We start from the raw sequence: 26059 nt of genomic DNA, 5'->3' as shown, positions 1-26059 counted from the left end.
ACGGTCCCGCGCGACCGGGACCCCCGACCCCCCATGAGAGCTGCGGCCCGTACCCCAGTCGGCGGGGGTACGGGCCGCCTCCACGCGGACCCGGCCGGGCCGTGCCGTCGGAGTCCCGCCCGGGCCCTGTCGTCGAAGTCCCGCCTGGCGGCGCTACTTCGACGACAGGACCTCGGACGACGTGCTCATGGTCCGGCGGCGGGCCCGGGCCAGGGACATGGCGTGCTCCACCACTCCCACCAGGACGTCCTTGACGGACTCCCGGTCGCGGGCGTCGCAGAGCAGCACCGGCACCTCGGGGTCGAGGTCGAGCGCCTCCCGTACGGTCACCACCGGGTGGCGGTCGGCCCCGTCGAAGCAGTTGACCGCGACGAGGAAGGGGATGCCGCGCCGCTCGAAGTAGTCGATGGCGGCGAAGCAGTCGGCGAGCCGGCGGGTGTCCGCCAGCACGACGGCGCCCAGGGCGCCCTGTGCCAGCTCGTCCCACAGGAACCAGAAGCGGTCCTGTCCTGGCGTGCCGAAGAGGTAGAGCACCAGGTCCTCGCGGAGGGTGATGCGGCCGAAGTCCATGGCCACGGTCGTGGTGCTCTTGCCCTCCACTCCCCCGGTGTCGTCGATGGCGGCACCCGGCTCGGAGAGCCGCTCCTCGGTCCGCAGCGGGCGGATCTCGCTGACCGCACTGACCAGGGTGGTCTTGCCCACCCCGAAACCGCCCGCGACCAGGATCTTCAGGGTCAGCGGCTCGACCGGCGACACGGCATGCATCGCGCCGGTGCGGCTAGAGCGCCCGAAGGCCATCGATCACCTCTCGCAGAATGGATTCATCGGGCAGTTCGGCCGGCGGGACCGGCCGGGTCACGTGGACCAGCTCCTCGTCGACGAGGTCGCCGATCAGGACCCGGACCACGCCGATGGCGAGGTCGAGGTCCGCGGCGAGTTCCGCGACCGACTGGGGGCGTTCCCGGCACAGCCCGAGGATGTGGGCGTGTTCCGGGGAGAGGGTCATGTCCCAGACCGGATCGTCGGCCGCCGCTTCGGCGACGACGAGCGCGATCAGGTCGAGGCGGTGCTGGGCGGCGTGGCTGGTCCGGCCGCGGGTCATGGCGTACGGGCGTACGACGGGACCCGCCTCGTCGTCGAACCAGTGCGGGTGGCCGGTCTCGGGCGTCGGACGGTCGGTCGTGGGGTGGTCCTGGCCTGGATCGCTCATGCCGTCCGTCTCACCCTCCGGCTGGCAGTCCGGAGCGCGGGGCGGTCGCCAGGTGGTCGCCTACGCGCTTGACCATGAGCGTCATCTCGTACGCGACCTGGCCCACGTCGGAGTCGGAGTCGGAGAGCACGGCCAGGCAGCTGCCGTCGCCCGCGGCCATGACGAAGAGGAAGGCCTCGTCGAGCTCGACCACCGTCTGGCGGACCCGCCCCGAGTCGAAGTGGCGGCCGACGCCCTTGGCCAGGCTGTGGAAGCCGGAGGCCACGGCGGCCAGGTGCTCGCTGTCCTCGCGGGTCAGGTCCTTGGAGCTGCCCGTCGGCAGGCCGTCGCCCGAGAGGACCACCGCCTTGCGGATGCTGCCGACCTTGTCGACGAGCTCGTCGAGGAGCCAGTTGAGCGGGCCGGAGCCGCGGCCCCTGGTGTCGTTTACGGTCTGCGGTGCGGTCATCGACCGTCCCCTTCGTTCTCGTGCGCGGGACCGGCGCCGGAGCGGCCGGCCTCGGTCTCGGACTGCTGCTGGGCGTGCTGGTCGCGGCCCGCCGTCCAGCCCCGCTGGAGGGCGGACATGCGCGTGCGCACGTCCTCCGCGTCCCGGTCGGTCACCGGGTCGTCGGAGGGCTGCGCCGCGGCGGGGGCCTTGGCGTTCTTGAGCTGGGGTGCGAGGTTCGCCTGGCGGACCCGGCGCGGCAGGCCTCCGGGGCCGGGCGCGGGGCCGCCCGCCGCGGCGGGCTCCTCGGGGGCGGTACGCGGCCGAGCCGGGCCCTTGACGGCGGCCGGGCGGGGCTCCACCCGGCGGCCGTGCTCGGCGACCAGGGTGGGCGCGGGGCGCCGCCGGGGCAGCGGGACGGTTCCGCCGGCCCGGGGGCCGTCCGGGTGGGCCGGCTCGGTGCGGGAGCTCTCCAGGCGGACCGGGCCGGTGGGGGGCAGCGGCTCCCGCTCGCGGTCGCGGTCGGGCTTCCAGGGGCCGCGCTCGGCGCGCCCCGCGCCGTGCGGGTGGCCGCGCAGGGGCCGGTCCGCGGAGCCGGTGCCGAGGAGGGCGCTGCGCGGGATCCCGCCGGGCGGGGTCTCGTCGTCGAGGGTGGCCATGGGCGGGCGGCCGCCGACACCGGTGAGGCCGGTGATGCCGGTGAATCCGGTGGCGACCTCGTCGAGTCCGGCGGGGTCGTCGAGACCGTCCGGGCCGAGGAGGCCGAGGGGGCCGAGGGGGTCCTCCAGCTCGACCGGGCCGTTGAGCACGCCGGCGGGCAGCCGGCGGGCCGACTGGGCCCGGTCGACGGCGGTCCGCCCGGGTCGCGCGGAACTCTTGGCCCCCGGGCCGGTCCTGACGCCCCGGACCCCCTTCACGGCGTCGAGGCGGATGCCGCTGCCGTTGGTGTCGGGGGCCTCGGTGAGGAGGTCGGCCGGGAGGAAGACCACCGCGGTGGTGCCGCCGTACGGGCTGGGCTGGAGGACGACCTTGACGTTGTGGCGGCGCGCGAGGCGGCTGACCACGAACAGGCCCAGGCGGTCGGTGTCGGAGAGCTCGAACTCGGGGGTCTCGGCGAGCCGGAGGTTGGCGTCGAGCAGCGCCTCCGGGTTCATGCCGAGGCCGCGGTCGTGGATCTCCAGGGTGAAGCCGTTGGCGACGCGTTCGCCGTGGACCTGGACGGCGGTGTGCGGGGGCGAGAACACCGTGGCGTTCTCAAGGAGTTCGGCGACCAGGTGGGTGACGTCGGCGACGGCCGGGCCCTCGATGCCGATGCGGGGCAGGCGCCGCACCTCGATCCGCTCGTAGTCCTCGACCTCGGCCACGGCGGCCCGTACGACGTCCATGAGCTGGACGGGCTTGCGCCACTGGCGGGAGGGCGCGGCGCCGGAGAGGATCACCAGGCCTTCGGCGTGGCGGCGCATGCGGGTGGTCATGTGGTCGAGGCGGAACAGGTCGGCGAGTTCCTCGGTGTCCTCGGTGCGCCGTTCCATGGTGTCGAGCAGGGTCAGCTGGCGGTGCAGCAGCACCTGGTTGCGGCGGGCGAGGTTGACGAAGACCTCGGACACGCCGCGGCGCAGCTCGGCCTGCTTGACGGCGGCCTCGACGGCGGCGCGCTGGAGGCTGTTGAGGGCGAGGCCGACCTGGCCGACCTCGTCCTTCTCGAACTCCAGGCGGGGTGCCTCGGTCTCGACGTCGACGGTCTCTCCGGCGGCGAGTCGGCGCATCACGCTGGGCAGCCGGACGCCGGAGGCCTCGTGGGCCTCCTTGCGGAGCCGGGAGAGGTCCCGGATGAGGTCGCGGCCGATGCGCACGGACATCACGAGGGAGAAGGCGAGGGCGAGGAAGCCGAGGACGCCCGCGACCGCGGCCTGGACGAGGACGCCGACGGCGATCGGCTCGACGCGCTTCTGGTAGCGGTCGCCAGCGGCGGTGCCCATGGTGGCGAGGTCGCCCAGGACCTTGGTGGCGGCCTCGTCCCACTGGGCGGCGGTGATGCGGGGGTTCTTGCCGGCGCCGCCGGTGATGAACCGTTCCTCCGCGTCGCGCAGCGCCTTGGTCTGGGGGCCGTTCCAGTACTGCTGGAAGAGCTTGCGGTCCTCGGCCGGCAGGATCGCGAGGTTGAACTCGTACAGCAGGCCGCGGTTGGCCGCGAAGTCGGAGACGCGGCGGACGTCGCCGGCGGCGACGTTGCCGGCGGCGAGGGCGGAGGCGACGACCGCGTCCTCGCGGGAGAGGGTCTCCCGGGCGCGGGTGATGCCGACGAGGGCGCGGCCCTGCTGGTCCATCTCGACGTTCTCCAGGGCGTGGAGATTCATCAGGAACTCGTAGCAGGGGTCGACGAGCCGGCTGTAGAGGTCCAGGGCCTGGGCGGGGCTGAGCGAGCCCTGGTCGACGGAGCGGCGCAGCGCGGTGATGCCCCGGAAGGCCTCGGTGATCGACCGCAGGCGCTGGCGGGCCTGCGGGCTGAGCTCGTCGGTGACCTGGGGGTCGAGGGCGTTCGCGGTGATGGAGCGGACCATCGTGTCGGTCGCCGTGCGGCTCTTGGTGAGTTCCGCGGTGGCGGTGGCGGCGCGCGGGTCGCCGAGGACGACCAGGGTCTGCCTGCGTTCCTTCTGGACGACGCGTACGACGTCCTCCATCGGGTAGCCGACCTTCTTGATGACGTACGCGACGTCGAGCAGCTGTACTGCCTCCCGGCCGGTGATGACCGTGGAGAAGCCCCAGAGGGCGGTCAGGGAGACGAGCGGCACCAGGAGCAACGCCACGATCTTCCGGCGGATGGACTTCCCGCGAAAGCGCATGGCCTCCCCAGCCTCCCCCAGCTCAACCCCGTTGTCAGGGGTCGGTGTTCCGTCATTTAAACGGCGTGAGCCTACTACTGACATGGAGCGGCTACGCAGGGGTGTCCGGACGTTTTCGGCCTGCCCGCCGGACGAAGATCACCAGTTGTCCGATACCTCCGGTCAAGTCCGCGCCGATATGTGGCAGATGACACGTGGTGGGGTATCAGGTCCCTTGTTCGAACGGATGGCTGGAATTCTGCGTTCCGGGTCCGGTATACGGAACTTTCCGGGTGCTCCCCGTCGTCTGACGGACAGGGCAGGGAATGGAATGGCGGTGCGGGGCGGGCGGGCGCGTGGCGCGGCATGGCGGAGCGGCGGCCGGGAAGTGAGCGGACCATGAGGATGTACGAAGAGGACGGCGCGGCGGCCGAGTCGCCGGGGCGGGGCCTGTGGGTGGAGGAGCCGGCCCGGCGGCGCCGCATGCCCGACCCGGTGCGGTCGTCGGCGGTGCGGGCGGTGCTGATCGTCGCCGTGACGCTGACGGAGGCCACGATCACGTTCTTCCTCGCGCTGACCGGGTCCTGGCTGGCCTTCCCGATGGTGCTCATCGGGATAGCGGCCACCATCGTGGCCACCTGGGCGGTGCTGGACGTGTGGATCACCCGCCAGATGTGGAACCAGCGCCACGGCGTCCTGTCGGAACCGAGCAGCGCGGCGCGCGAACCCCGCCGGGGCCGCATACCGGGCCACGAGGGCCGCCTGACGGCCCCGGGCCGGGGGTGATCCCGGCCCGGGAGGGCGTCATGCGGAAGGAACCGGGGTAGTCGTCCCGGCCCGGGAGGGCGTCATGCGGAAGAGGCCGCTCCCGTGCGGCGGAACATGCGGGTGGCGGTGATCTCGCCGTGGATCGTCTCGCCTTCCGGGGACGGCTGCGGCAGGCCCGGGCGCAGGTGTTCCTCGACGCTGATGTACTTCAGGCCCGCGCGCAGGTCGGCGTCGTTGCGCAGCCGGATGACCAGCGGGAACTCGGCGAGGGCCGTGGTGTCGAAGAGGCCCGTCGTGTACAGGAGCTGGACCCCGAGGGCGTCCGAGACGGCCCGCTGGAGCTCCAGCAGGTACGTGGCGTTCGCGCGCCCGATCGGGTTGTCGAGGAACAGCGTGCCCGCGTGACGGTGCTTGTCGCGGCCCCGGTCGTTGCTGCGCAGCGCGGCCATCGTGCAGTAGAGGGCGATGGCCGCGGTGAGCAGCTGGCCGCCGGAGAAGACGTCGCCCATCTGGCCGACGGGTACCCGCTCGGCGCGCAGCACGGCGTCGGGCTTGAGGATCTCGACGGAGATGCCCTTGGGTTCGAGGGCGGCCTGTACGCCCCTCAGGAGCAGGGACATGCCGTCGCGGCGGCCCTCGCCGAAGGCGGCGTTCTTCTTCACGGCCGTGCGGGTGGCCTCGTCGATGACCTCGCCGAGCCGCTCGGTGAGCGTGGCCTGGTCGGGCTCCTCGAAGCGGATCCGCAGGAACTCCTGGCCCGACCACTCCCCGAGGCCCTCCGGGAGCTGGGAGAGGCGCTGGGCGGAGCGCAGGGTGGCCAGGGCGGATTCCACGAGGCCGCGCAGCCGGTCGACGATGCTGTCGCGGTTGCGCTCCAGCTGCGCCAGTTCGTCGGTGAGCACGCGCAGGCGCGGGGCGAACGCGGCCGCCCAGGCGGCGGCGTGCTCGGGCAGGGCGGAGGCGGGCAGCTCCCGGATCTGCTGGCGCGCGGGGGTGCGTACCTGCTCGTAGCGGTTGGCGTTGGCGTGCCGGACCAGGACGTCGCTCGCCTCGCGCACCGCGGACTCCGCGGCGGACAGGTCCGCGGCGCAGGCGCGCAGGGAGCGCCGGGCCTCGGCGGCGGACTGCCGGGCCTCCTCCAGGGTGCCGGCGTGGGCCGCGGGCTCCTGCTCGTCCTCCGGGTGGTTCTGGTCGCGCAGCAGGTCCCGCAGGAGGGCCGCCGTCTCGTCGAAGCCTCCGGCGCCGTCCTCGGCGGCGCGGTGGGCGCGCAGCAGGTCGGCGTGGGCGGCCCGGGCGGATTCCACGGCGGCGGAGTGCGCGGCGAGCTGCGCGGTGGCGGTGCGCAGCAGGCCCTGGGCCTGTTCGACGTCGGCCGGGACCAGCTCCTCGGGCAGCTCGGTGTGCGCGTCGCCCTCGGCGGGGGCGTGCCGTTCGGCTTCGCCACGCAGCCGGCCGAGCTGCTCGCTCGCGGCGGAGGCACGGGATTCCAGCATCTGGACGAGGGCCTCGGCGCGGGCGGCGGCGGCCTGCCGGGAGGGGCCGTCGGCTCCGTCGGTGCCCTCGAGGAGCTGGGCCGCCCGCGTGCGGACCTTGTTGGTGAGCCGGTCGAGTTCGGCGAGGGCGGCGCTCTCGTCGCTCTCGGCGCGGGCCTGTTCGGCGCGCAGGTCGGCGCCCACGCCGACCTTCTCGTACAGCCGGGAGGCGGCGCGGTAGGCCTCGCGGAGGTCGGGCAGCGGCGGCCGGTGCCCGTCGGAGCCGTCGTCCTCGGGGAGGGGCTCGGGGGCTCCGGCGATCTCGGCGCGTTCGGCGCGCAGGGCGCGGGCGGTGCGACGGGCGTCGTCGGCGGCGCGCTGGGCGGCGCGGCGGTCCTCGTCGGCGGCGCGGGCGCGGTCGAGGCAGGCCTCGGCCCGGGCCTCGGACTCGGCGGCCTCCTCGGCGAGTTCGCGGACGCGGGCCTGCCAGCCCGAGCGTTCGCGCAGGCGGTGGGCGAGGCCGGCGAGGGCGTCGGCGGCGCGGCGGGCGCGCTGGGCGGCGTCCTGGCGCTCGTCGCGGACGCGGGCGGCGTCCGCGGCGGCCTCGTCCGCCTCGGCGCGTGCGGTACGGGCCTCCGCGAGCTCGGCGTCGGCCTCCTCGGCGAACGTCCGGGCGGCGGCGGCCTGCCGCGCCAGCTCGGCGAGACGGCCGGGCGGGCAGCCGGTGCGCCAGGAGGCGAGCCGGGCGGCGAGCTCCCGGTCTCCGGCGAGGCGGGCGGCCAGGTCGCGGATCTCGGTGTCGCGGGCGGTGGCGCGGGCCCGCAGCGCCTGGCGCTCCTCGTCGGCGGCGTGCTCGTCGTGCATGGCCGGGTTCGGCGGTACGAGGAAGACGGCGTCGTCGGAACCGGCGGCCGGCGGGACCGGCGCCAGCAGGGCGGCGGCCGTGCCGACGGCGACGGTGGAGCGGGGCAGCAGGGCGGCGCCGGAGAGCACCTCGCGGGCGCGGGTGTGCGTGTCGGGGTCGGTGATGACGACGCCGTCGACGAGTTCGGGGCGGGCCGCGAGGACGGCCGCGTGGTCGGCGGGGTCCACGGACTGGGCGAGGTAGCGCCAGCCGGGCAGGGCCGGGATGCCGTGCTCGCCGAGGTACTCGACGGTGGCGAGGACGTCGGGGCCGGGCGGCAGCAGGCCGCCGTCGCCGAGCGCGCCGAGGATGCGGGCGTCGTCGGCGGCGGCGGTGCGCAGCTCGAACAGCTGGCGTTCGGCGGAGCCGACGGTGTCGGCCAGCAGTTCGCGGAGGGTGTCGGCGTTGCGGTCGAGGTCCTCGGCGGTGAGTCCTCCGGCGGTGGGTCCGGCGGCCCCGGGGCGGCCGGGGTCGCCGGCGGTCGCGGTGGTGGCGCCCGCGCGGCCGGGGGTGCCGCCGCTCGCGGCCGGGACGGGTGCGGCGGCACCCTGGCCCGCCGCCCCGCCCGCCGCCCCGCCCGGCGTACCGGAACCCGCGGGGGCCGCCACGGATCCGGCGGCGGAGTCGGCGGCGCGGCCCGCGCGCGGGTGCGGCAGGAAGGTCTCGGGGACGGGCGGGAGGCCCAGGAGCTCCGCCAGACGCGGTGCCGCGGCCAGGGAGGCGGCCGCGCGGTGCTCCGCCGCGTGGGCCGCCTCGGCGGCGTCGGCGGCGTCGGCGGCGCGGGCGGCGGTGAGTTCGGCGCGGGACTCTGCGGAGGCGGCCTCGCGGGCGGCCTCGGCGGCGCTGCGGGCGGCCTCGCGGGCCTCGTCCCAGGCGGCCACGGCGGCCTTCTCGGCGTCGCTGGCCGCGAGCGCGGCGCGGGCCGGGTCGGCGTCGGGCGCGGTGTCGTCGAGCCAGCCGGCGCGGACGGCGTCGGCGGTCTCCTGCTCGACCTCGGCGAGGCGGGCGCGCAGGTGCTCGGCCTCGCTGCGGGCGCGCTGGGCGGCGGTGGCGGCCGAGGTGGCGTCGCGGTGGGCGGTCTCGCCGACGGCCTGCAGCTCGGCGGAGCGTTCCTCCTCCTCGTTGGCGGCCCGTTCGCCCTGCTCGGCGGCGGTGTGCAGGGCGCGTACCAGTTCGGCGGCGGCGGTGGCGCGGGCGGCCAGCGCGGGGGCGGCGTCGCGTTCGGCCTCGAGGATCGCGGCGGCGACGCGGGCGGAGCGGTCGGCGGCGGCGCGGTGGCGCAGTACGGTCTCGGCGGCCTGCCAGGCCGAGTGCAGGGTGCGCGCTTCGAGGAGCTCGCGGCGCTGGGCGGCGGCGGCCTTGTCGGCGACGGTCAGGGCCAGGGAGGCGTGCCGGTAGGCGAGTTCGGCGGAGACGGCGGCGCTGCGGGCGCGCTGGGACTCGGCGGCGGTGACCGCGTGGGCGGCGTCGGTGACCCGCTGGGCGAGGTCGGCGGCGCGGCCGCGTTCCTCCGAGGCGCGGGCGGACAGCCGCCGGGCGAGGGTGCGGGTGCGGCGCTCGGCTCCGGCGTGGACGTCGCGCAGCCGGGAGCGGGTCTCGGCGGCCTCCACGATGCGGTTCAGGAGGTCCACCGAGCCTGCGGTGAAGTCGCGTTCGGCCATCAGCTCGGCGCGGCGGCCGAGTTTGTTGCCGAAGCCGTGGACCAGGTCGGCGAGGCCGTCGGTGTCGCGGGTGTCGGTGACGGCGCGCAGCAGCAGGTCGGTGAAGTCGGAGTCCTTCTTGACCGCGAAGAGTCCCGCTGCCTCGCCCTCGTCGGCGTTCATCTCACGCTGGTAGCGGAAGAGTTCGGGGTCCAGGCCGAGTTCGGTGAGGTGCTCGTTCCAGCGGTCGTGGATCTCCTCCCAGTACACCTCCAGGTGCGGGTACGCCTTGCCGGCCTCGGTGAGGGCGTCGCGGAAGCCCTTCATGGTGCGGCGGCGGCCCTGGGCGCCGGAGGCGCCTTCGACGGGCGGGCGGACGGAGGTGGCCTCGGCGACCGGGAGGCTGTCCAGGCTCAGTCCCGGCCCGGGGCGGAAGGAGTACCAGGCCTCGGCGAACTTGCGGGGGTCGTTGGAGACCTGGCGGCCGCGCCATTCGCTGACCTTGCCGACGACCACGCATTCGCCGGTCTGGGTGTGCTGCCATTCCAGGGCCACGTGGCCGCAGTCGTCGGCGAGCAGGAACTTGCGCAGGACGCCGGAGCTGGCGCCGCCGAGGGTGTTGCGGTGGCCGGGGAGCATCACCGAGAAGATCAGCTTGAGCAGGACGGACTTGCCGCCGCCGTTCTCCAGGAAGAGCACGCCCGCGGGCGCGGGGCGCCGGGGCGGGCCGGTGGGCTCGTCCTCGAAGAACTCCGCCTGGGCGGGCGCCGGGTGGGGCACCGGTTCGCCGACTCCGCGCAGGTCGAGCACGGTGTCGGCGTAGCGTGCGCCGGCGGGCCCGATGGAGTAGAGGCGGATCCGGGACAGCTCGTACATGGCGGCGGACTCTCGTTGCTTCTCGGTGTTCTCGGTGCGTTCTCGGTACGGAACGGCGGGTGGATCAGACGTGGAACGGCAGGCCGGCGTCGGCCGCGAGCTCCAGGTCGTCGCCCTCGGGCGGCGGCAGGAGGGTGGCGGAGCCGTCGCTGACGGGGACCACGCCGAGTTCCAGCAGTTCGGCCATGGCCGCCGTGCCCGCCATGTCGCGGACCTGGAGCTGGTAGCGGGGGGTGGTGCGGTAGGTGCCGCCGGCGTCGTCGCCGGTGCGCTGGAGGAAGCCGGATTCGGTGAGGAAGGCGGCGGCCTTGCCGACGATGCCGGTGGTGGAGCCGGCCAGCCGGCGGGCGTCCTTGGTCGCGCCGGTCGCGCTGCGGCGGGAGTAGACCCGCCAGGCGGCTTCCAGCCCGGGGGCGTCGGAGGCGGGGTCGGTGTTCTCGCCGAGCTCCTCGGCGCGCTCCTCCAGGCGGCGGCAGGTCTGCCGGACGAAGGCGTCGACGCCGTTGACGGTGACGCGGCCGATGTAGCCGTCGTCGGCGAGGTCCTCGGGGCGGGGGAAGGCCAGGGCGGCGACGGCGAGATGGGCGAGGCCGTGCAGGAAGCGGTCGCCGCCGTCGGCGGAGGTGCGGCGGGCGTAGTCGCCCATGCGGACGGCGAAGACGGAGTCCTCGCCCGCGGCGACGGCCATTCCGGCGCGCGGGGACACCTCCAGGACGACGAGGCCGAGGCCGGTGGCGACGGCGTCGGCGAGCCGCCCGAAGGCGGGGTCCTCGCGGTAGCGGCGCAGCAGCTCGGCGTACTCGGCGTCCCGGGCGGGCAGCAGCTTGGGCTGGAGCCCGAACCCGACGAGCCGGGCCGCGTCGGCGGCGTCGGCCGGTGTGAGGGCGGCGGCGGCCTGGGCGGGCGCGGCGGGGGCCGACGGGCCGTCGGGCTCGCTCCACGCGGGGTGCTCGGCGTGGTGGTCGCTCACGGGTGGGTCTCCTCGGCGGTGCGGTGGTGCTCGAACGGTGGTACGGGTGCGGCCGGCCCGGGCCCGCGCCCTCGCGCGGTACCGCCGGTGGGCGGGCCGTACGCCGGGCGGGCGGCGGGGACGGCCACCGGAACCGGCGGGGTCATACGGCCTCCGAGCGGGCCGCCGCCATGCCCGCGGCGTCCAGGAGGGCCGTGCCGACGATCAGGTCGGCGCCGCCGAACTCCGGGTCGTCTAGCTGCGTGCCGTCGTCCACCGCGAACAGCAGCCGCTCCTCGCCCTGGCGGTACGCCGTGCCCACGGCCGGGCTCGCCGCGTGGACGGCGAGCAGGGCCACCAGGTAGGGCAGTTCGGGGTCGGCGCGGCGCGCTTCGGCGAGGAGGCCGGAGAGCCTGCGCGGGGCGTCGTGCGGCAGGTCCAGGAGCTGGGTCGCGGCGGCGAGCTGCTCCTCGCTGAAGCGGCTGTCGTCGGGGGTGGCGATGAGGTCCGGCTCGGGCATCTCCGCGCCGAGGTGTTCCCGTTCCACGGGTGGGGTGAGGAGTATCTCCACCAGGTCGGCGACCCGCACCGAGACGGGGGTGCGCAGGCCGGTGCCGGCGGCGAAGAAGGCGTCGGTGACCCGGGCGGCGTGCTCCACGGGGAGCGGCAGCAGGGGCGCGACGAGCTGGCCGTAGAGGTCGATGCCGGCGCGGCGGGCGGGCGCGGCGAAGGCCTGGCGGTCCTGCTCGGCGCGGAAGAGCGGGCCGGCGTCCAGCAGCCGGGACTGGAGCTGGGTGTGCCGGCGGATGCAGTCCTTGACGATGTCGACGAGTTCGGCGGCGCGCCGCTTGTTCTCGGGGTCCTCGGCCTCGTCGCGGGCCTTGCGGATGTTCGTCAGGATCGCGTTCTCGTGCCGGTAGCGGTCGGCGACGTGCTCCAGCGCTTCGGCGATCATGTCGGGGACGGCCTGGAGCCAGTCGACCGCGCGGACGTTGCGCCGCGTCGCGTCGAGGGTGCGGCGCAGGGTCTCGGCGTACTGGACGGTCCGGTAGCGGGCCTGCTCGGCGGCGAGCTGGGCGTCGGCCAGCCGGCCGCGGCTGATCAGCACCTCCAGCTTGACCTCGGCGGCGATCTGGGCGCTGGTGACGTCCGTGTCGAGGGCGCCGACGAGGACGTTGACCGCCTCGTCGGTGGTCCGCAGGTAGACCGCGCCGCCGTGGCCGGGTACCTCCTCGATCAGCTTGAAGTCGTAGTCCCGGCGGACGTACACCCCGTCGGGGCCGAAGGTGCCGTAGATCGCGCGGAAGCCCCGGTCCACGCTCCCGACGTTGATCAGGTTCTCCAGGACCCAGCGGGCGACCCGTTCGTGTTCGGCGGCGGGCCGCCGGGGGGCCTGGGCGGCGACGCGCGGCAGCAGCCGGGCCACTATCTGCTCGTGGTCGGCGCCGGTGTCGAAGTCCATGTTGAGCGTGACCAGGTCGATCGCGGACAGCGCGACCTCCGCCATCGCGTAGACCCCGTACTCGCCCGCCAGATTGGCCTTGCGTACGTCGAGGTCGTGCAGCGGGGCGGTGCAGGCGAGGGCGCGCAGCCGACGGGCGAGGCCCTCGTCGGCGGCGGGGCCCGGCGCCGGGGACGGAAGGGGTTTCGCCGGGGCTGGGAGAGTCACGACGGAAAGAGTAGGCGGTGTCAGGGACAACATCCCAAACGGCATGGTTTCCGCCGGATCGGGTCCCGGCGGCTGGCGGCGCGGCGCGGCCGCTGTTCTACGCTCACCGCATGGCTTCCATGATCACACCTCTGATCGACCTGAACGCCGACCTGGGCGAGGGCTTCGGACGCTGGACGCTGACCGACGACGACGCCCTGCTGTCGGTGGTCACGAGCGCCAACGTGGCCTGCGGCTTCCACGCGGGCGATCCGTCGATCATGCGCCGGGTCTGCGAGCTGGCCGCCGCCCGGGGCGTACGGATCGGCGCGCAGGTCTCCTACCGGGACCTGGCCGGGTTCGGGCGGCGGTCGATGGACGTGCCGCCCGGGGAGCTCGCCGCGGAGGTGGCCTACCAGATCGGGGCGCTGGAGGTGTTCGCCCGGGCGGCCGGATCCCGCGTGTCGTACGTGAAACCGCACGGTGCGCTGTACAACCGCACGGTCCGCGACGCCGGCCAGGCCGCCGCGGTGGTCGCCGGGGTCCGGCTGGCCGCCGGGGAGGCCGGGCTGCCGGTGCTGGGCCTGCCGGGCTCGCTGCTGCTGGCGGCCGCCGGGGAGGCCGGGCTGGAGGCCGTGCCGGAGGCGTTCGCCGACCGGGCGTACACCCCGCTCGGGACGCTGGTGCCGCGCGGGGGCCCGGGGGCGGTGCTGGACGATCCGGACGCGGTGGTCGGCCGGGCGGTGCGGATGGCCGCCGAAGGGACGGTGACGGCCTCCGACGGCTCCGCCGTGGCGGTGCCCGCCCGCTCGCTGTGCCTGCACGGGGACACCCCGGGGGCGGCGGGGCTGGCCAGGCGCGTGCGGGAGGCGCTGGAGGGCGCCGGGGTGCGGGTGGAGGCCTTCGCGTGAGCGGCCGCCGGACGCTGGTGGTGGGCGCGGAGGCGCTGCTGGTGGAGGTGGACTCGGCCGGGGAGGTGGCGGCGCTCCACGCCGAGCTGCTGCGCCGGCGGGAGGCGGGCGAGCTGGGCGGCGTACGGGAGGTCGTGCCGGCCGCGCGGACCGTGCTGCTGGACGGCGTGGCGGAGCCGGCCGCGCTGGCGGCGCGGATCGCCCGCTGGGAGGTGCCGCCGCTCGCCGGGACGCGGGGGCCGCTGGTGACCGTCCCGGTGCGCTACGACGGCCCGGACCTGGCGGAGGTGGCGGGCGCGTGGGGCGTCGCCGAGCGGGAGGTCGCGGAGCTGGTCGGGGGGATCGTCTTCCGGGTGGCCTTCTGCGGGTTCGCGCCCGGCTTCGGCTACCTCACCGGGCTCCCGGAACACCTGTGGCTGCCCCGGCGGGCGACGCCCCGTACGGCGGTCCCGGCGGGCTCGCTGGCGCTGGCCGGGGAGTACGCGGGGGTCTACCCGCGCTCCTCCCCCGGCGGCTGGCAGCTGATCGGGTCGGCCGACGCGGTGCTGTGGGACCCCGCGCGGGAGCCGGCGGCGCTGTTCGCGCCCGGGGTGCGGGTGCGGTTCGTCGGGGAGGCGGGCGGGTGAGCGGGCTGCTGGTGCTGCGGGCGGGGGCGCTGACCACCCTCCAGGACCTGGGCCGGCCCGGGTACGCGCACCTGGGCGTGCCCCGGTCGGGGGCGCTGGACTCGGCCGCGCACGCCCTGGGCAACCGGCTGCTGGGCAACCCGCCGGGCGCCGCCTCGCTGGAGACGACCCTGGACGGGGTGCGGCTGCGCGCACTGGCGCCGGTGACGGTGGCGGTGACGGGCGCGCCCTGCGCGGTACGCGTCTGCGGGCGCCCAGCGGCCTGGGGTGCGCCGGTGCGGCTGCGCGCGGGGGCGGAGCTGGACGTGGGCCGGGCGGAGCACGGGCTGCGCGGCTACGTCGCGGTGCGGGGAGGTTTCGCTGCGCCGGCGGTGCTGGGCAGCCGCTCGACGGACCTGCTGTCGGGGCTCGGGCCGCCGGTGCCGGCGGCGGGGTCGGTGCTGGCGGTGGGCCCGGCCGGCCCGGATCCGGTCCCGGTGGCCGACGCGGTGGCCCCGGCGGGACCGCCGTTCGCGGAACTGGTGCTGCCGCTGCTCCTGGGCCCCCGGGCCGACTGGTTCACGGGGGCTTCGCTGGCGGCGCTGCTGTCCTCGGCGTACCGGGTGTCCCCGGCGTCCAACCGGATCGGCCTGCGCACGGAGGCGGGCCCGGCGCTGGCCCGGGCGCGGGGCGGGGAGCTGCCGAGCGAGGGGATGGTGCTGGGTGCGGTGCAGGTCCCGCCGGACGGGTTCCCGGTGGTCTTCCTGGCCGACCATCCGGTGACGGGCGGCTACCCGGTGGTCGGGGTGGTGCCCCCGGGGCCGGCCCTGGACGCGGCCGCGCAGGCGCGGCCGGGCCTGCCGGTCCGCTTCGTCCCCGCGACGCGGCGGCGGCCCCGCCGGGCGCCGGCGCGCTGACGGGGCCCCGGGCCGGGCCGCCCCGCGGGGGCGGGTTCCGGCTGCTGGGGACGCGCCCCCGCGCTATACCGCCGACTCGGGGGCGATGCGGCTGCGGACCGCGGACTGGACGTCCTCCTCCTCCGCCGGGTCCGCCGCCAGGCGGCGCAGGCGCGGGGCCACGCGGGCGTCGGCGGTCTCCGCGTGGCGGGCCGCGACCTCGCGGGTGGTCTCCTCGCAGTCCCAGAGGCATTCGACGGCGAAGCCCGCCGCGAAGGTGGGGTCGGTGGCGGCGAGGGCCCGGGCCGTGCGGCCGCGCAGGTGGGAGGAGGCCGTCTCGCGGTAGACGTGGCGCAGGACGGGGGCGGCGCAGCCGATGGAGAGCCGGCCGGCTCCGTCCACGAGGGCGAAGAGGCGCACGGAGTCCGGGCCGGCGGCGCGGACGGTGTTGCGGAGGGCGCCGAGGACCAGTCCGGCGTCGTCGGCGCCGCCGCCCGCGGCCAGGAGGGCGGCGGCGGCCGCTCCGAGGGCGTCGGGGCGGTGGATCCAGCGGCGGGCCCGGTCGAGGGCCGCCGGGCCGCACATGCGCTCGAATGCGGCCACCGCCGGCTCGTCCCCGGCGGCTTCGATCAGGTCCAGGACGGCCGGGTTCTCCGGTTCGGCGAGGACCAGGTGGTGCAGGGCGGTGGCCCGGGCGGCCTCGCCGCGGGCTCCGGCGGCGGCCGCGAGGATGGCGGAGCGGTCCTCGGGGGCGGCGACGGCCGCCAGGCAGCGCGCGGCGGGCACGTGCAGGGGGGTGCCCCGGCGCAGCCCGTCGGCGGCCCAGTCGAAGACGGCCTGGACGCCCCAGCCGGGGCGGGGGCCGCCGGGGGTCATCTGGCGCTGCCAGCGGTCGAAGGAGCCCTGCTGGCGGGCGGCGCGCAGGCGCTCCGCGTAGGCGGGCAGCTCCTCCCACAGGGCCCACGGACGGGGCTCATAGGCGTCGCGGACGGCGGCGGCCAGCCGCGCCTCGCCCTCGGCGGTGGCGGGGAACCGGGAGAGGACGGGGTCGGCGAGGGACCGCAGTCCGCCGTCGTCGTCGCGCAGGGCGAGTTCGTCGAGGGCCCAGGCCCAGTTGGCCCCGGAGGCGGCGTAGCGGCGCAGCAGCATGAGGGCGTCGTCGCGGCCGTAGGAGGCCAGGTGTCCGAGGACGGACAGGGCGAGGCCGGTCCGGTGCTCCTCTTCGTCGACGAGGTCGTCGGCGCCGAAGAGGTGGGCCTCGATCTCGCCTAGGGGGCCGTCGAGGTCGAGGTACAGGCGTGCGTAGTACAGGGAGCGGTTCTCCACCTGCCAGTCCTGGCGCGGGTCGCGCAGCACGCACTGGTTCAGTGCCGCGAGGGCCTCCGGCCTGGGCGCGGCGAGCGCGTGCAGGGTGCCGTCGCCGCGGCCTCGCTGGAGGAGCCCGAGCAGGGTACCGCTCGGCGCTATGACTGGTTCGAACATGGGAATGGCCTCAAATCAAGCTGGGGACGCGACCGGGAATCGGGATTCACAGAGCCGCGTAACAGCATGTGAGGACGTCCGCCGTCTGGTTCCGCTCGATGTAGACCATTGCCTTCTCACTCTCGTCGGTGCTTCGTGACCACGGCGGCCGGTGCGGCAGGGCCGGTGTGGACACCCGTGTCGTGTCCAGCCCGCTCCTGCCCGTCCGTCATGTCCGCGAATCGAATCCGACGCCATGATGACCCAGGCGGTTTGTGCGCCGCGACCACATTTAAGGGCGCCGTGACCAAGCCGTGAGGTGGCGGGGCCGTCGGGACCGGGCGGCGCCCGGAAAAAAGCGGACTACTTGGCTCCGAACAGTTCCAGCAGGTCGGCCTTGTTGAACATGCGGGCCGTGTCCACGGCGGAGGGGGTACCGGCGGCCGGGTCGGCGCCGCCGGCCAGCAGCGCGCGGATGACGGCCTCCTCGCCCTTGAAGACGGCGCCCGCGAGGGGGGTCTGGCCGCGGTCGTTGGCGCGGTCCGCCTCGGCGCCGTGCTCCAGCAGGACCGTGACGGCCTCGGCATGGCCGTGGTAGGCGGCGAGCATGACGAGGGTGTCGCCGCGGTCGTTGGTGAGATTGGCCGGAACCCCGGCGTCCAGGTAGGCGGCCAGCATCGCGGCCTCACCCTGACGGGCGAGGTCGAAGATCTTGCCGGCCAGTTCGACGACGTCCTCGTCGGGGACGTCCTGGTGCTCGCTCATCGGTCGTACCGCCTTTCGGTCTCTGGCTTGTCGGCGCCACCCGCGGCGCACCGTCGGGGCCGCGTGAACGTCCCCTTCCGGGAGGAGTTTCCCCAGGCCGGGAGGGCAGGACGGCGCACGGCACTGCGTCCGTACGGGTGAATCGCCAGGGTAGCGCCCGCCCGGGGACATGGCGGGGCCGGTCCGAGGCAAGGATGCCCGGCGGCGGCGCCGCGACACCGCGGGAGCCGGGCGCGCCAGTCAGGCGCGTCCGGTCAAGTGAAAAAAGCCGGGATTCACCCGTATGCAGCTTTTATCGCATTGATACTTCCTGTGAGCCTGGAACAACTGATGGTGACCGTCCCCACCCACCAGGAGCCCCGACTCATCAGGAGAACGTCATGGTCCTGTCCATCTCAGGTGTCGTCCTGCTCGGCATCATCTGCTTCCTGTTCTTCAAGAAGGACGGGATGAAGCTCTCGCACGCGTTCGTCTGCGCGCTCTTCGGCTTCTTCCTCGCCGGCTCCGCCATCGCACCGAGCATCACGGCCAGTACGGCCAGCCTCGCGAGCCTGCTCGGCGGTATCAAGCTGTAGGGGCCGTCCGGCGGACCGCGGCCGGTCCCGGCCCCGCCGGGGTTCCGGCCCCGCTCGGCTCCGGCTCCGCCCGGGCTCCGGCCCCGCCCGGGCCCCCTCCACGCCCAGCCGTACACCTACGACCAGGCCCGCGGCCCCTGCCCCCGGATCCGCCCGGTCCGGCAGCGCCCGGGCCCCCCGACACCCCAGTCCCGCACCACCACGACTCCAGGAGACGACCGTGGCCCGGCGCCCACTCCCCCGCATCCTCAGCAGCGGCCACGCGTCGCTCACCCGGGGCCGCGACCTCGCCCGCACGGCTGCCGACAGCGCCACCGACGTGCTCCACCCGCTCATCGTCATCGGACGCGGACTGCGCGTCCTGGCCTCCGCCGGGCGGCGCAGATGGGCCTCGACCCCGAAGGACAAGCGCGGTCCGGCGCTCTTCCTCGGGGCCGCCTGCGTGCTCGTGGTGGCGATCGTCCCCTACGGACCCCTCGCCGCCCTGATCACCGTCATGGCGGTCGCGGCCTGGCACGGACGCGACCGCTCCCCGGCCGCGTCCGGGCCCGGCGACGCCGAGGCCGAGCGGCTGCGCTCGCTGTACGAGGCGCTCGTGCCGTACTTCTCCGCACCGGAGGACCCCAGCCCGCTCTTCGCCCACGGCGGGGCGTGGGAGGAGGCCTTCAGCGACTACGAGTTCGACGCGGCGGGCCGGGTCGTCCGGCTCGGCATCCGCTACCCGGCCTACTTCACGGATGGAGAACCCGCCTCGCGGGCCCGCATCGAGGCCCTGCTGCACGCCAAGGCCGGGCGCGGCCGGGAGTACCGCTTCGACTGGGACGAGGAGGGCAACCGGCTCCGGCTGCGGGTGCTGGCGGCCCTGCCCACCGGCATCGCCGCCCAGCCGTTCGTGACCGCGCCGGGCGAGACCGTCCTCGGCTTCACCGACCCCGGGGGCGTCCAGCGCACCGTGCCGGTGCTGGAGGGGGAGGAGCCGGCCGACGTGCCGCCCGTCATCTGGCGGACCGGCCCCCGCTCCGCCGAGCCGCACCTGCTGGCCGTCGGCCAGCCCGGCAGCGGCACCTCCACCCTGCTGCGGTCGATCGCCCTCCAGGCCCTGCGCCAGGGCGGCGACGTGATGATCGTCGAGGGGGGCGGCAGCGGTGAGTACGCCTGCCTGGCCGGCCGCGCCGGGGTCCTCGCCGTCGAGTACGGCCCCGCCGGGGCGGAGGCCTCCGTCGAGTGGGCGGCGCACGAGACCGAGCGGCGGCTGATCGCCACGCACCGGGCCCGCGAGGCGGGCCGCCCCGCGCCCGAGGACGCGCGGCGCCCGCTGTGGATCCTGCTGGACCGGCCCAGCGTGCTCGCGCACCTGGCGGCCGCCGAAGGGCGCCCCGATCCCCTCGCCCAGCTCCAGGTGCCGTTGCGGCACGGGCGGGCCGCGCACGTCACGGTGGTGGTCGCCGAGCACTTCGACCACCTGGAGCTGCTGAACGACGCCGTCTGGCAGCACACCCGCGCCCGGGTCGTGCTCGGAGCGGCCCCCGTCCAGCAGGTCGCCGACGTCCTCGGGCTCCCCCCGCACACCACGCCGCCCCCGCAGCTGCCGCCGGGGCGGGGGTACGCGCGGCTCGGTACGGGGCCGGTGCACCGCCTCCAGGTACCGGCCACGCCGGACCCCTACGACGACGCCTCGCACCCCGCGCACCGCCAGGCGGTGCTGGAGCTGCTGCCGGAGCGGCAAGCGCCGGTCCAGGGCGGCGAGGGTCCGGCGGTCCCCGCCCGGCCGCTCCGGGCGGTCCGGCCGCAGCCGTCCTCGGCCGACGCCTCGGAGACCCCCGAGGTCCCGGCGGAGGCGCCGTAGGGAGCGGGGCCGGACGGCCTACGCGACGAAGGTGCGCGGGGGCTCCGCCCCGCTGCCGCCCGCCCCCGTGCCGACCAGGCGGGCCGCGGCCGCCAGGCGGGCGGCGGCCTCCTCGGCCAGCGGCCCGCCGACCGTGAACGGCAGCCGGACGTACCCCTCGAAGGCCCCGTCCACGCCGAACCGGGGGCCCGAGGGGACGCGGACGCCGACCCGCTCCCCCACCTCGGCCAGCCGCGATCCGGACAGCCCGCCCGCCCGGGCCCACAGCGTGAGCCCGCCGCGCGGCACCTCGAACTCCCAGTCCGGCAGCTCCCGGCGCACCGCCGCGACGAGCGCGTCCCGGTTCTCCCGGGCCTGGTCGCGGCGCATCCCGACGGCCTCCGCCCAGCCGCCGGTGCGCATCAGCCAGTTCACCGCGAGCTGCTCCAGGACCGGAGTGCCGAGGTCCGCGTACGCCCGGGCCGCGACCAGGCTGCGGATGATGTCGGGAGCCGCCCGGACCCAGCCGATCCGCATCCCCGCCCAGAAGGCCTTGCTGGCGGAACCCACGGTGATCACCGTGGAACCCGCCGGGTCGAACGAGCAGACCGGCCGGGGCATGACGAGGTCCGCGTCCAGCTGGAGTTCCGCCATGGTCTCGTCGGCGATCAGCACGGTCCCGGCGGAGCGGGCCGCCTCGACCATCGCCCGGCGCTTGTCCTCCGACGCCAGGGCCCCGGTCGGGTTGTGGAAGTCGGCGACGACGTAGGCGAGGCGGGGGGCCGAGTCGCGCAGCACCTGCCGCCAGACGTCCATGTCCCAGCCGCCGAGGCGCGCCCCCATGGCCACCGGCACCAGACGGGCCTCGGCGGCGCGCATGAGCTGGAGGATGTTGGCGTAGGAGGGGGACTCCACGGCGATCCGCTCGCCCCGGCCCGCGAAGAGGCTGCAGATGGCGTCGATGGCGCCCATCGCCCCGGTCGTCACCATGATCTGCTCGGGCATGGTGGGGATGCCCCGCTCGGTGTAGCGGTCGGCGAGCATCCGGCGCAGCGCGGGAAGGCCCGCCGGGTAGTCCCCGTGGGTGTGCGCGTAGGGCGGGAGTTCCTCCAGGGCGCCCTGGACGGCCTTGGTCAGCCAGGGTTCGGGCGCCGGGAGGGCGGCGCAGCCCAGGTCGATCATCGAGCCGAGGGACTCGGGGGGCAGCGGTTCCAGGCCGCGGGCCGGCAGCGGGTTCCCGGCCGGTACGGCGGTCCAGCTGCCCGCGCCCCGGCGCGATTCCAGGAAGCCCTCGCCGCGCAGGGCCTCGTAGGCGGCGGCGACGGTGGTGCGGCTCAGCGACAGGGCCACGGCCAGCTCCCGTTCCGCGGGCAGCCGGGCGGCGACGGGGACGCGCCCTTCGAGGACGAGCAGCCGGACGCCGTCGGCCAGGGTGCGGTACGCGGGCGGCTTGCGGGCTCCGGGCGGCGCGGGCCGTTCCTGCTGGGAGGCGATGAGCCGGGCGAGCTGCGCGGCACCGACCGCTGAGGTCCACTGGGCCATGGTGTCCGGTCCACCTTCGTCGAATTGGCCCCGGAATCGGGATTCCGGAGCCGGTATTGGATTGGCCGTGCGGGTCCAGACTGTCATGGGGCGGTCCGTACCGGCCAGACGGGTGGCGGAGGCAGCGGGCATACTGCCGCCGTGACTGACGTTCGCCTTCGGCACCCCTACCTGGACCACCCGGCTCCGATCCCCTTCGCCCACCGGGGCGGGGCCGCGGACGGGCTGGAGAACACCGCCGCCGCCTTCCGCAGGGCCGCCCGCGCGGGCTACCGGTACTTCGAGACCGATGTGCACGCGACGGCGGACGGGAAGCTGGTGGCGTTCCACGACCCCACCCTGGACCGGGTCACCGGCACGCGCGGCAGGATCCGTGAGCTGCCCTGGAGCCGGGTGCGCGAGGCGCGGGTGGCGGGCAGCGAGCCACTGGCGCTCTTCGAGGACCTCCTGGAGGAGTTCCCGGAGGCCCGCTGGAACGTGGACGTCAAGGACGAGTCGGCCCTGCATCCGCTGGTGAACCTGATCGCCCGGGCCCGTCTGTGGGACCGGGTGTGCGTGGGCTCCTTCTCGGAGAGCCGGGTGGCCCGGGCACAGCGGATCGCCGGGCCCCGGCTGGCGACCTCGTACGGCGTGCGGGGGGTGCTGGGGCTGCGGCTGCGGTCCTTCGCGATACCCGCGGCCCTGCGGGCGGGCGCGGTGGCGGCTCAGGTCCCGGAGACCCAGGGGGGCGTCCGGGTGGTGGACCGGCGCTTCGTGCGGGCCGCGCACGAGCGGGGGCTCCAGGTGCACGTGTGGACCGTGAACGAACCGGAACGCATGGAGGCTCTCCTCGACCTGGGTGTCGATGGCATCATGACCGACCGGATCGACATCTTGCGCACGGTGCTGGACCGGCGCGGGGCCTGGGCCTGACACCCCCGGCCGCCGCGCGCGGTGCCCGGGACCGTGCGGTACGGGGACCAGCGAGGGGGCTCTCGGATGAGCGCGCAGACGACGGACGAGGCGGAGCCCGGGGCCGAGGACGGCAGACCGTCCGCCGCGACGGCCGCCGCACGCAAGCGCGAACAGCGCGGCTGGTACTTCTACGACTTCGCGGTGTCCGTGTACTCGGCGAGCGTGCTCACGGTGTTCCTGGGCCCGTACCTGACCTCGGTGGCCAAGGCCGCCGCGGACGCGGGGGGCTATGTGTACCCGCTGGGCGTGCCGGTGCGCGCCGGTTCCTTCTTCGCCTACTCGGTCTCGGCCTCGGTGATCCTCGCCGTGCTGGTCATGCCGCTGGCCGGGGCGGTCGCCGACCGGACGGGGCGCAAGAAGCCGCTGCTGGCCGTGGCCGCGTACACCGGCGCCACGGCGACGGCGGCGATGTTCTTCCTGGGCGGTGAGCGCTATCTGCTGGGCGGGCTGCTGCTGATCGTCGCGAACGCCTCCCTGTCGGTGTCGATGGTGCTCTACAACGCCTACCTTCCGCAGATCTCCACCCCGGACGAGCGTGACGCCGTCTCCTCGCGGGGCTGGGCCTTCGGCTACACGGCGGGCTCGCTGATGCTCGTGGTGGACCTCGCCCTCTATCTGGGCCACGACTCCTTCGGCCTCTCCCAGGGCGAGGCCGTACGGATCTGCCTGGCCTCGGCGGGCCTGTGGTGGGGGGCCTTCGCGCTGATCCCGCTGCGCCGGCTGAGGGACCGGGCGGTGGTCCGGGAGGGGGCGGCCGGGGCCCCGGCCGTGAGCGGCTGGAAGCAGCTGGTGGCCACGTTCAAGGACATGCGGCGCTACCCGCTGACCCTGTCGTTCCTGCTCGCGTACCTGATCTACAACGACGGCGTGCAGACGGTGATCTCCCAGGCCTCGATCTACGGCTCCGAGGAGCTGGAGCTGGAGCAGTCCACGCTGATCGGCGCGGTGCTGCTGGTGCAGGTGCTGGCGGTGGCGGGCGCGCTCGCGATGGGCCGGCTGGCGCGGGTGTACGGGGCCAAGCGGACGATCCTCGGCTCGCTGGCCGCGTGGGCGCTGACGCTGGCGGCCGGGTACTTCCTGCCGGCGAGGACACCCATGTGGTTCTACGCGCTCGCCGCGATGATCGGGCTGGTGCTGGGCGGCAGCCAGGCGCTGTCGCGCTCGCTCTTCTCCCACTTGGTGCCGGCGGGCAAGGAGGCCGAGTACTTCTCGGCGTACGAGATGAGCGACCGGGGGCTGAGCTGGGTCGGACCGCTGGTCTTCGGCCTGACGTACCAGGTCACGGGCAGCTACCGGGACGCGATCATCTCGTTGGTGGTCTTCTTCGCACTGGGTTTCGTGCTGCTGGCGCGGGTGCCGGTGCGGCGCGCGGTGGAGGCGGCGGGGAATCCTGTTCCCGTACGCCTCTGAAACGCGGACCGGGGCCCGTCCGGGCCCCGGTCCGGCCCGCCCGCCGCCCGTCGGAGCCCGGACTCACGAACGAATTCCGAACGAATTTCGACGTTGCGGCAAAGGGCCGGTAGTGTACGCCTTTGGCCTGCCAGGCGGACCGTTACTGCGCGCACAAGAAGTATAGACGTTGGGTGACATCTGCTGCCAGATGTGACAAAACGGGCACTGGTGGGTACAACAAGGGGCGGCACGACGGGCGACGCGTGACCCGGAGCGGGAATCTATACCGCCGACCGGACGTTGACCGGATGACGACGACAGCGACACCTGTCCTGTGGGCGACAAGCCCGGGAGGCACGATTCATGAGTGAGCGAGCTCTCCGCGGTACGCGGCTCGTGGTTACCAGCTACGAGACGGACCGCGGCATCGATCTGGCCCCGCGCCAGGCGGTGGAGTACGCATGCCAGAACGGACATCGATTTGAGATGCCGTTCTCGGTTGAGGCAGAGATTCCGCCGGAGTGGGAGTGCAAGGCGTGCGGCGCCATGGCACTCCTGGTGGACGGGGACGGGCCCGAAGAGAAGAAGGGCAAGCCTGCGCGAACGCACTGGGACATGCTCATGGAGCGGCGCACCCGCGAGGAGCTGGAGGAGGTGCTGGCCGAGAGGCTGGCCGTCCTGCGCTCCGGCGCCATGAACATTGCCGTGCATCCGCGCGACAGCCGCAAGTCCGCCTGAGACGCGGACACAGCGCAATAGCCGAGGGGCCCCGCCACTGATGTGGCGGGGCCCCTCGGCGTTGTCGCGTCGGCGTCGTCCCCTTCGCCGTCCGGTCCGCCCGAGGACTGCGGGCTCCGGACTACGGGCTACGGGCTACGGGCTACGGGGCCAGCGGCGGCCGGCGGTCCGCGTCCGGGCCGGGCTGCCGCCCGTGCGGGTCCTCCCGGACGACCTCGCCCTGGACGACCTTGCCGTCGGGGTAGCGGATCCGGGCCTGGGTGAAGGCGTCACCGAAGCCGCCCGCGGTGGCCGCGGCCACCTTCCGCTCCAGCGTGCGCTCGGCGCGGCGGCCGGCGAAGGCCCGTACCGGAGGCAGCAGCAGGAGCAGGCCGGCCACGTCCGAGAGCAGACCGGGCATGATCAGCAGCAGCCCGGCCAGCATCGTCATCGCGTTGCCCGAGCCCTTCTGGGGCCGCGGCGCGGAGGGTGTCGCGCCCGCCATCGCCTGCTCCTGGGCCTGCTGGAAGCTGCGGGTGAGGTTCTTGAAGGCGCGGCGGCCGGCCCGCTTGATGACCACCACGCCCAGCACCAGGCCGCCCGCGAGCAGCGCCGCGACGGCGAGACCGCCGGCCTGCCGGGCGACGAGGCCGAGCAGCCAGATCTCCAGGATCAGCCAGGCGGCGACCGCCAGGGGGATGAACGTACGGGCGGGCGAGCGCCGCCGGGGGGCCGTCGAAGTGCCGGTCCTCAGTGAACCAGTGCCGGTCGTCATACCCTCCAGTGTGCCTGGAGCCGCGTAAAAGCGGTCTCAGCCGGAGGTACCGGGCACCCCCTAGGGGTCGGTCGGCCCGGCGGGACGGGTCAGGCGCGGCGCCTGCCGCCCAGCTTGGCGGCGCGCTCCTTCAGGCCCCACTGGGTGACCCGGAGCAGGGCCTCGACGACGATGTCCTTGCTCATCTTGCTGTCGCCGAGCTCGCGCTCGACGAAGGTGATGGGCACCTCCACGACCCGGAAGCCCTTGCGGACGGCCCGGCGGGCCAGGTCCACCTGGAAGCAGTAGCCCGCGGAGGCCACCTCGTCCAGGCCGAGCCCCTCCAGGGTCTCGCGGCGGAAGGCGCGGTAACCGCCGGTCACGTCACGGATCGGGACGTCCAGCATCAGCCGGGAGTAGGTGGATCCGCCGCGGGAGAGGACCTCCCGGCTCTTGGGCCAGTTGACGACCCGGCCGCCCGGCACCCAGCGGGATCCGAGCACGAGGTCGGCGCCGCCCAGCGCCGTGAGCAGCCGGGGCAGCTCCTCGGGCTGGTGCGAGCCGTCGGCGTCCATCTCCACGATCACGCCGTAGCCCTGCTCCAGGCCCCAGGCGAAGCCCGCCAGGTAGGCGGCGCCGAGGCCCTCCTTGCCCTTGCGGTGCAGGACGTGGACGTGGTCGTCGGCGGCCGCCAGTTCGTCGGCGAGCTTGCCGGTGCCGTCGGGGCTGTTGTCGTCCGCGACCAGGATGTGGGCCTCGGGGACGGCGGCGCGGACGCGGCCGGTGATCAGGCCGATGTTCTCGGCCTCGTTGTACGTCGGAATGATCACCAGGGTGGTGCCGAGGGGCCCGTAGGTCCGCTGTCCGCCGTCGCTCACTGGGTCCCCTTGTGTGTTCTTCGTACATCCCGTCACAGCAGGATGATTTTAGAACAGCCGGCGACCGG

The 26059-nt window shown here is 75.2% G+C and carries 21 protein-coding genes; 9 read left to right on the top strand and 12 right to left on the bottom strand.

What is annotated here, in order from left to right:
• Positions 1-153: 153 nt before the first annotated feature.
• The 4 genes from ACZ51S_RS30845 to ACZ51S_RS30830 are packed head-to-tail and all read right to left on the bottom strand — an operon-like array spanning position 154 to position 4480.
• Positions 154-798: a GTP-binding protein gene (locus ACZ51S_RS30845; RefSeq protein WP_468803768.1), complete on the bottom strand. Its 645-nt coding sequence runs from the start codon at positions 796-798 to the stop codon at positions 154-156.
• Positions 779-1210: a DUF742 domain-containing protein gene (locus ACZ51S_RS30840; protein WP_468476975.1), complete on the bottom strand. Its 432-nt coding sequence runs from the start codon at positions 1208-1210 to the stop codon at positions 779-781. The genes ACZ51S_RS30845 and ACZ51S_RS30840 overlap by 20 nt, the downstream gene beginning before the upstream one ends.
• Positions 1211-1220: 10 nt before the next feature.
• Positions 1221-1658 carry a roadblock/LC7 domain-containing protein gene (locus ACZ51S_RS30835; protein ID WP_388943788.1) on the bottom strand — a complete coding sequence of 146 codons (438 nt, stop codon included), beginning with the start codon at positions 1656-1658 and terminating at the stop codon, positions 1221-1223.
• Entirely contained in the window at positions 1655-4480 is a 2826-nt protein-coding gene (locus ACZ51S_RS30830; protein ID WP_468888283.1) for a sensor histidine kinase, read from the bottom strand. Before ACZ51S_RS30830 ends, ACZ51S_RS30835 begins: the two co-directional genes overlap by 4 nt.
• Positions 4481-4858: 378 nt before the next feature.
• On the opposite strand from ACZ51S_RS30830, the gene ACZ51S_RS30825 reads away from it, so the two are divergent.
• Positions 4859-5245 carry a hypothetical protein gene (locus tag ACZ51S_RS30825; protein ID WP_468803770.1) on the top strand — a complete coding sequence of 129 codons (387 nt, stop codon included), beginning with the start codon at positions 4859-4861 and terminating at the stop codon, positions 5243-5245.
• 62 nt (positions 5246-5307) lie between these two features.
• On the opposite strand, the gene ACZ51S_RS30820 is transcribed toward ACZ51S_RS30825, so the two are convergent.
• From ACZ51S_RS30820 to ACZ51S_RS30810, 3 genes are all read right to left on the bottom strand, one after another.
• Positions 5308-10119 carry a hypothetical protein gene (locus ACZ51S_RS30820; RefSeq protein WP_468962627.1) on the bottom strand — a complete coding sequence of 1604 codons (4812 nt, stop codon included), beginning with the start codon at positions 10117-10119 and terminating at the stop codon, positions 5308-5310.
• A gap of 64 nt (positions 10120-10183) precedes the next feature.
• The gene (locus ACZ51S_RS30815; RefSeq protein WP_468476979.1) at positions 10184-11089 is read right to left on the bottom strand and encodes a hypothetical protein; all 906 of its coding nucleotides are present in this window, start codon (positions 11087-11089) and stop codon (positions 10184-10186) included.
• Positions 11090-11231: 142 nt separating this feature from the next.
• On the bottom strand, positions 11232-12782 hold the full coding sequence (locus ACZ51S_RS30810) for a hypothetical protein (protein ID WP_468888286.1): 1551 nt from the start codon (positions 12780-12782) through the stop codon (positions 11232-11234).
• An 86-nt stretch (positions 12783-12868) separates the two neighbouring features.
• On the opposite strand from ACZ51S_RS30810, the gene ACZ51S_RS30805 reads away from it, so the two are divergent.
• The 3 genes from ACZ51S_RS30805 to ACZ51S_RS30795 are packed head-to-tail and all read left to right on the top strand — an operon-like array spanning position 12869 to position 15149.
• Positions 12869-13627: a LamB/YcsF family protein gene (locus ACZ51S_RS30805; RefSeq protein WP_468477033.1), complete on the top strand. Its 759-nt coding sequence runs from the start codon at positions 12869-12871 to the stop codon at positions 13625-13627.
• Positions 13624-14253, top strand: a complete 630-nt coding sequence (locus tag ACZ51S_RS30800) for a 5-oxoprolinase subunit B family protein (protein WP_468476981.1) — start codon at positions 13624-13626, stop codon at positions 14251-14253. The genes ACZ51S_RS30805 and ACZ51S_RS30800 overlap by 4 nt, the downstream gene beginning before the upstream one ends.
• 5 nt (positions 14254-14258) lie before the next feature.
• Positions 14259-15149: a 5-oxoprolinase subunit C family protein gene (locus ACZ51S_RS30795; RefSeq protein ID WP_468962640.1), complete on the top strand. Its 891-nt coding sequence runs from the start codon at positions 14259-14261 to the stop codon at positions 15147-15149.
• A gap of 63 nt (positions 15150-15212) precedes the next feature.
• On the opposite strand, the gene ACZ51S_RS30790 is transcribed toward ACZ51S_RS30795, so the two are convergent.
• Both ACZ51S_RS30790 and ACZ51S_RS30785 read right to left on the bottom strand, forming a co-directional pair.
• Positions 15213-16610 (bottom strand): HEAT repeat domain-containing protein, encoded by a 1398-nt coding sequence (locus ACZ51S_RS30790; RefSeq protein WP_468962624.1) that lies wholly within the window; start codon positions 16608-16610, stop codon positions 15213-15215.
• Positions 16611-16952: 342 nt separating this feature from the next.
• The gene (locus ACZ51S_RS30785; RefSeq protein ID WP_388943766.1) at positions 16953-17354 is read right to left on the bottom strand and encodes an ankyrin repeat domain-containing protein; all 402 of its coding nucleotides are present in this window, start codon (positions 17352-17354) and stop codon (positions 16953-16955) included.
• Between the two features lie 380 nt (positions 17355-17734).
• Here ACZ51S_RS30785 and ACZ51S_RS30780 point away from each other — a divergent pair, with 380 nt between their 5' ends.
• Together ACZ51S_RS30780 and ACZ51S_RS30775 are read left to right on the top strand one after the other, a co-directional pair.
• The gene (locus tag ACZ51S_RS30780; RefSeq protein WP_008743136.1) at positions 17735-17929 is read left to right on the top strand and encodes a hypothetical protein; all 195 of its coding nucleotides are present in this window, start codon (positions 17735-17737) and stop codon (positions 17927-17929) included.
• Positions 17930-18149: 220 nt separating this feature from the next.
• Positions 18150-19775 (top strand): ATP-binding protein, encoded by a 1626-nt coding sequence (locus tag ACZ51S_RS30775; RefSeq protein ID WP_468962622.1) that lies wholly within the window; start codon positions 18150-18152, stop codon positions 19773-19775.
• An 18-nt stretch (positions 19776-19793) separates the two neighbouring features.
• Here the strand turns inward: ACZ51S_RS30775 and ACZ51S_RS30770 are convergent, their stop codons facing one another.
• Complete coding sequence (locus ACZ51S_RS30770) at positions 19794-21296, bottom strand: SCO1417 family PLP biosynthesis transcription factor (protein WP_468476984.1); 1503 nt, start codon at positions 21294-21296, stop codon at positions 19794-19796.
• A gap of 141 nt (positions 21297-21437) precedes the next feature.
• Here ACZ51S_RS30770 and ACZ51S_RS30765 point away from each other — a divergent pair, with 141 nt between their 5' ends.
• From ACZ51S_RS30765 to ACZ51S_RS30755, 3 genes are all read left to right on the top strand, one after another.
• Positions 21438-22208, top strand: a complete 771-nt coding sequence (locus ACZ51S_RS30765) for a glycerophosphodiester phosphodiesterase family protein (RefSeq protein ID WP_468476985.1) — start codon at positions 21438-21440, stop codon at positions 22206-22208.
• Positions 22209-22274: 66 nt separating this feature from the next.
• Positions 22275-23660, top strand: coding sequence for an MFS transporter (locus ACZ51S_RS30760; protein ID WP_468962619.1), 1386 nt, complete (start codon positions 22275-22277; stop codon positions 23658-23660).
• A 345-nt stretch (positions 23661-24005) separates the two neighbouring features.
• The gene (locus ACZ51S_RS30755; RefSeq protein ID WP_007262928.1) at positions 24006-24380 is read left to right on the top strand and encodes an RNA polymerase-binding protein RbpA; all 375 of its coding nucleotides are present in this window, start codon (positions 24006-24008) and stop codon (positions 24378-24380) included.
• A 142-nt stretch (positions 24381-24522) separates the two neighbouring features.
• Here ACZ51S_RS30755 and fxsA read toward each other — a convergent pair whose 3' ends face one another.
• Together fxsA and ACZ51S_RS30745 are read right to left on the bottom strand one after the other, a co-directional pair.
• Entirely contained in the window at positions 24523-25134 is a 612-nt protein-coding gene (fxsA, locus tag ACZ51S_RS30750) for an FxsA family membrane protein (protein ID WP_468962616.1), read from the bottom strand.
• Positions 25135-25223: 89 nt separating this feature from the next.
• Entirely contained in the window at positions 25224-25991 is a 768-nt protein-coding gene (locus ACZ51S_RS30745; protein WP_467892767.1) for a polyprenol monophosphomannose synthase, read from the bottom strand.
• Positions 25992-26059 lie beyond the last annotated feature (68 nt).

It is taken from the genome of Streptomyces sp. NPDC034043 (assembly GCF_055575675.1).
The sequence above is the reverse complement of the archived record's forward strand: the minus strand, read 5'-3'. Positions and strand labels throughout refer to the sequence as shown.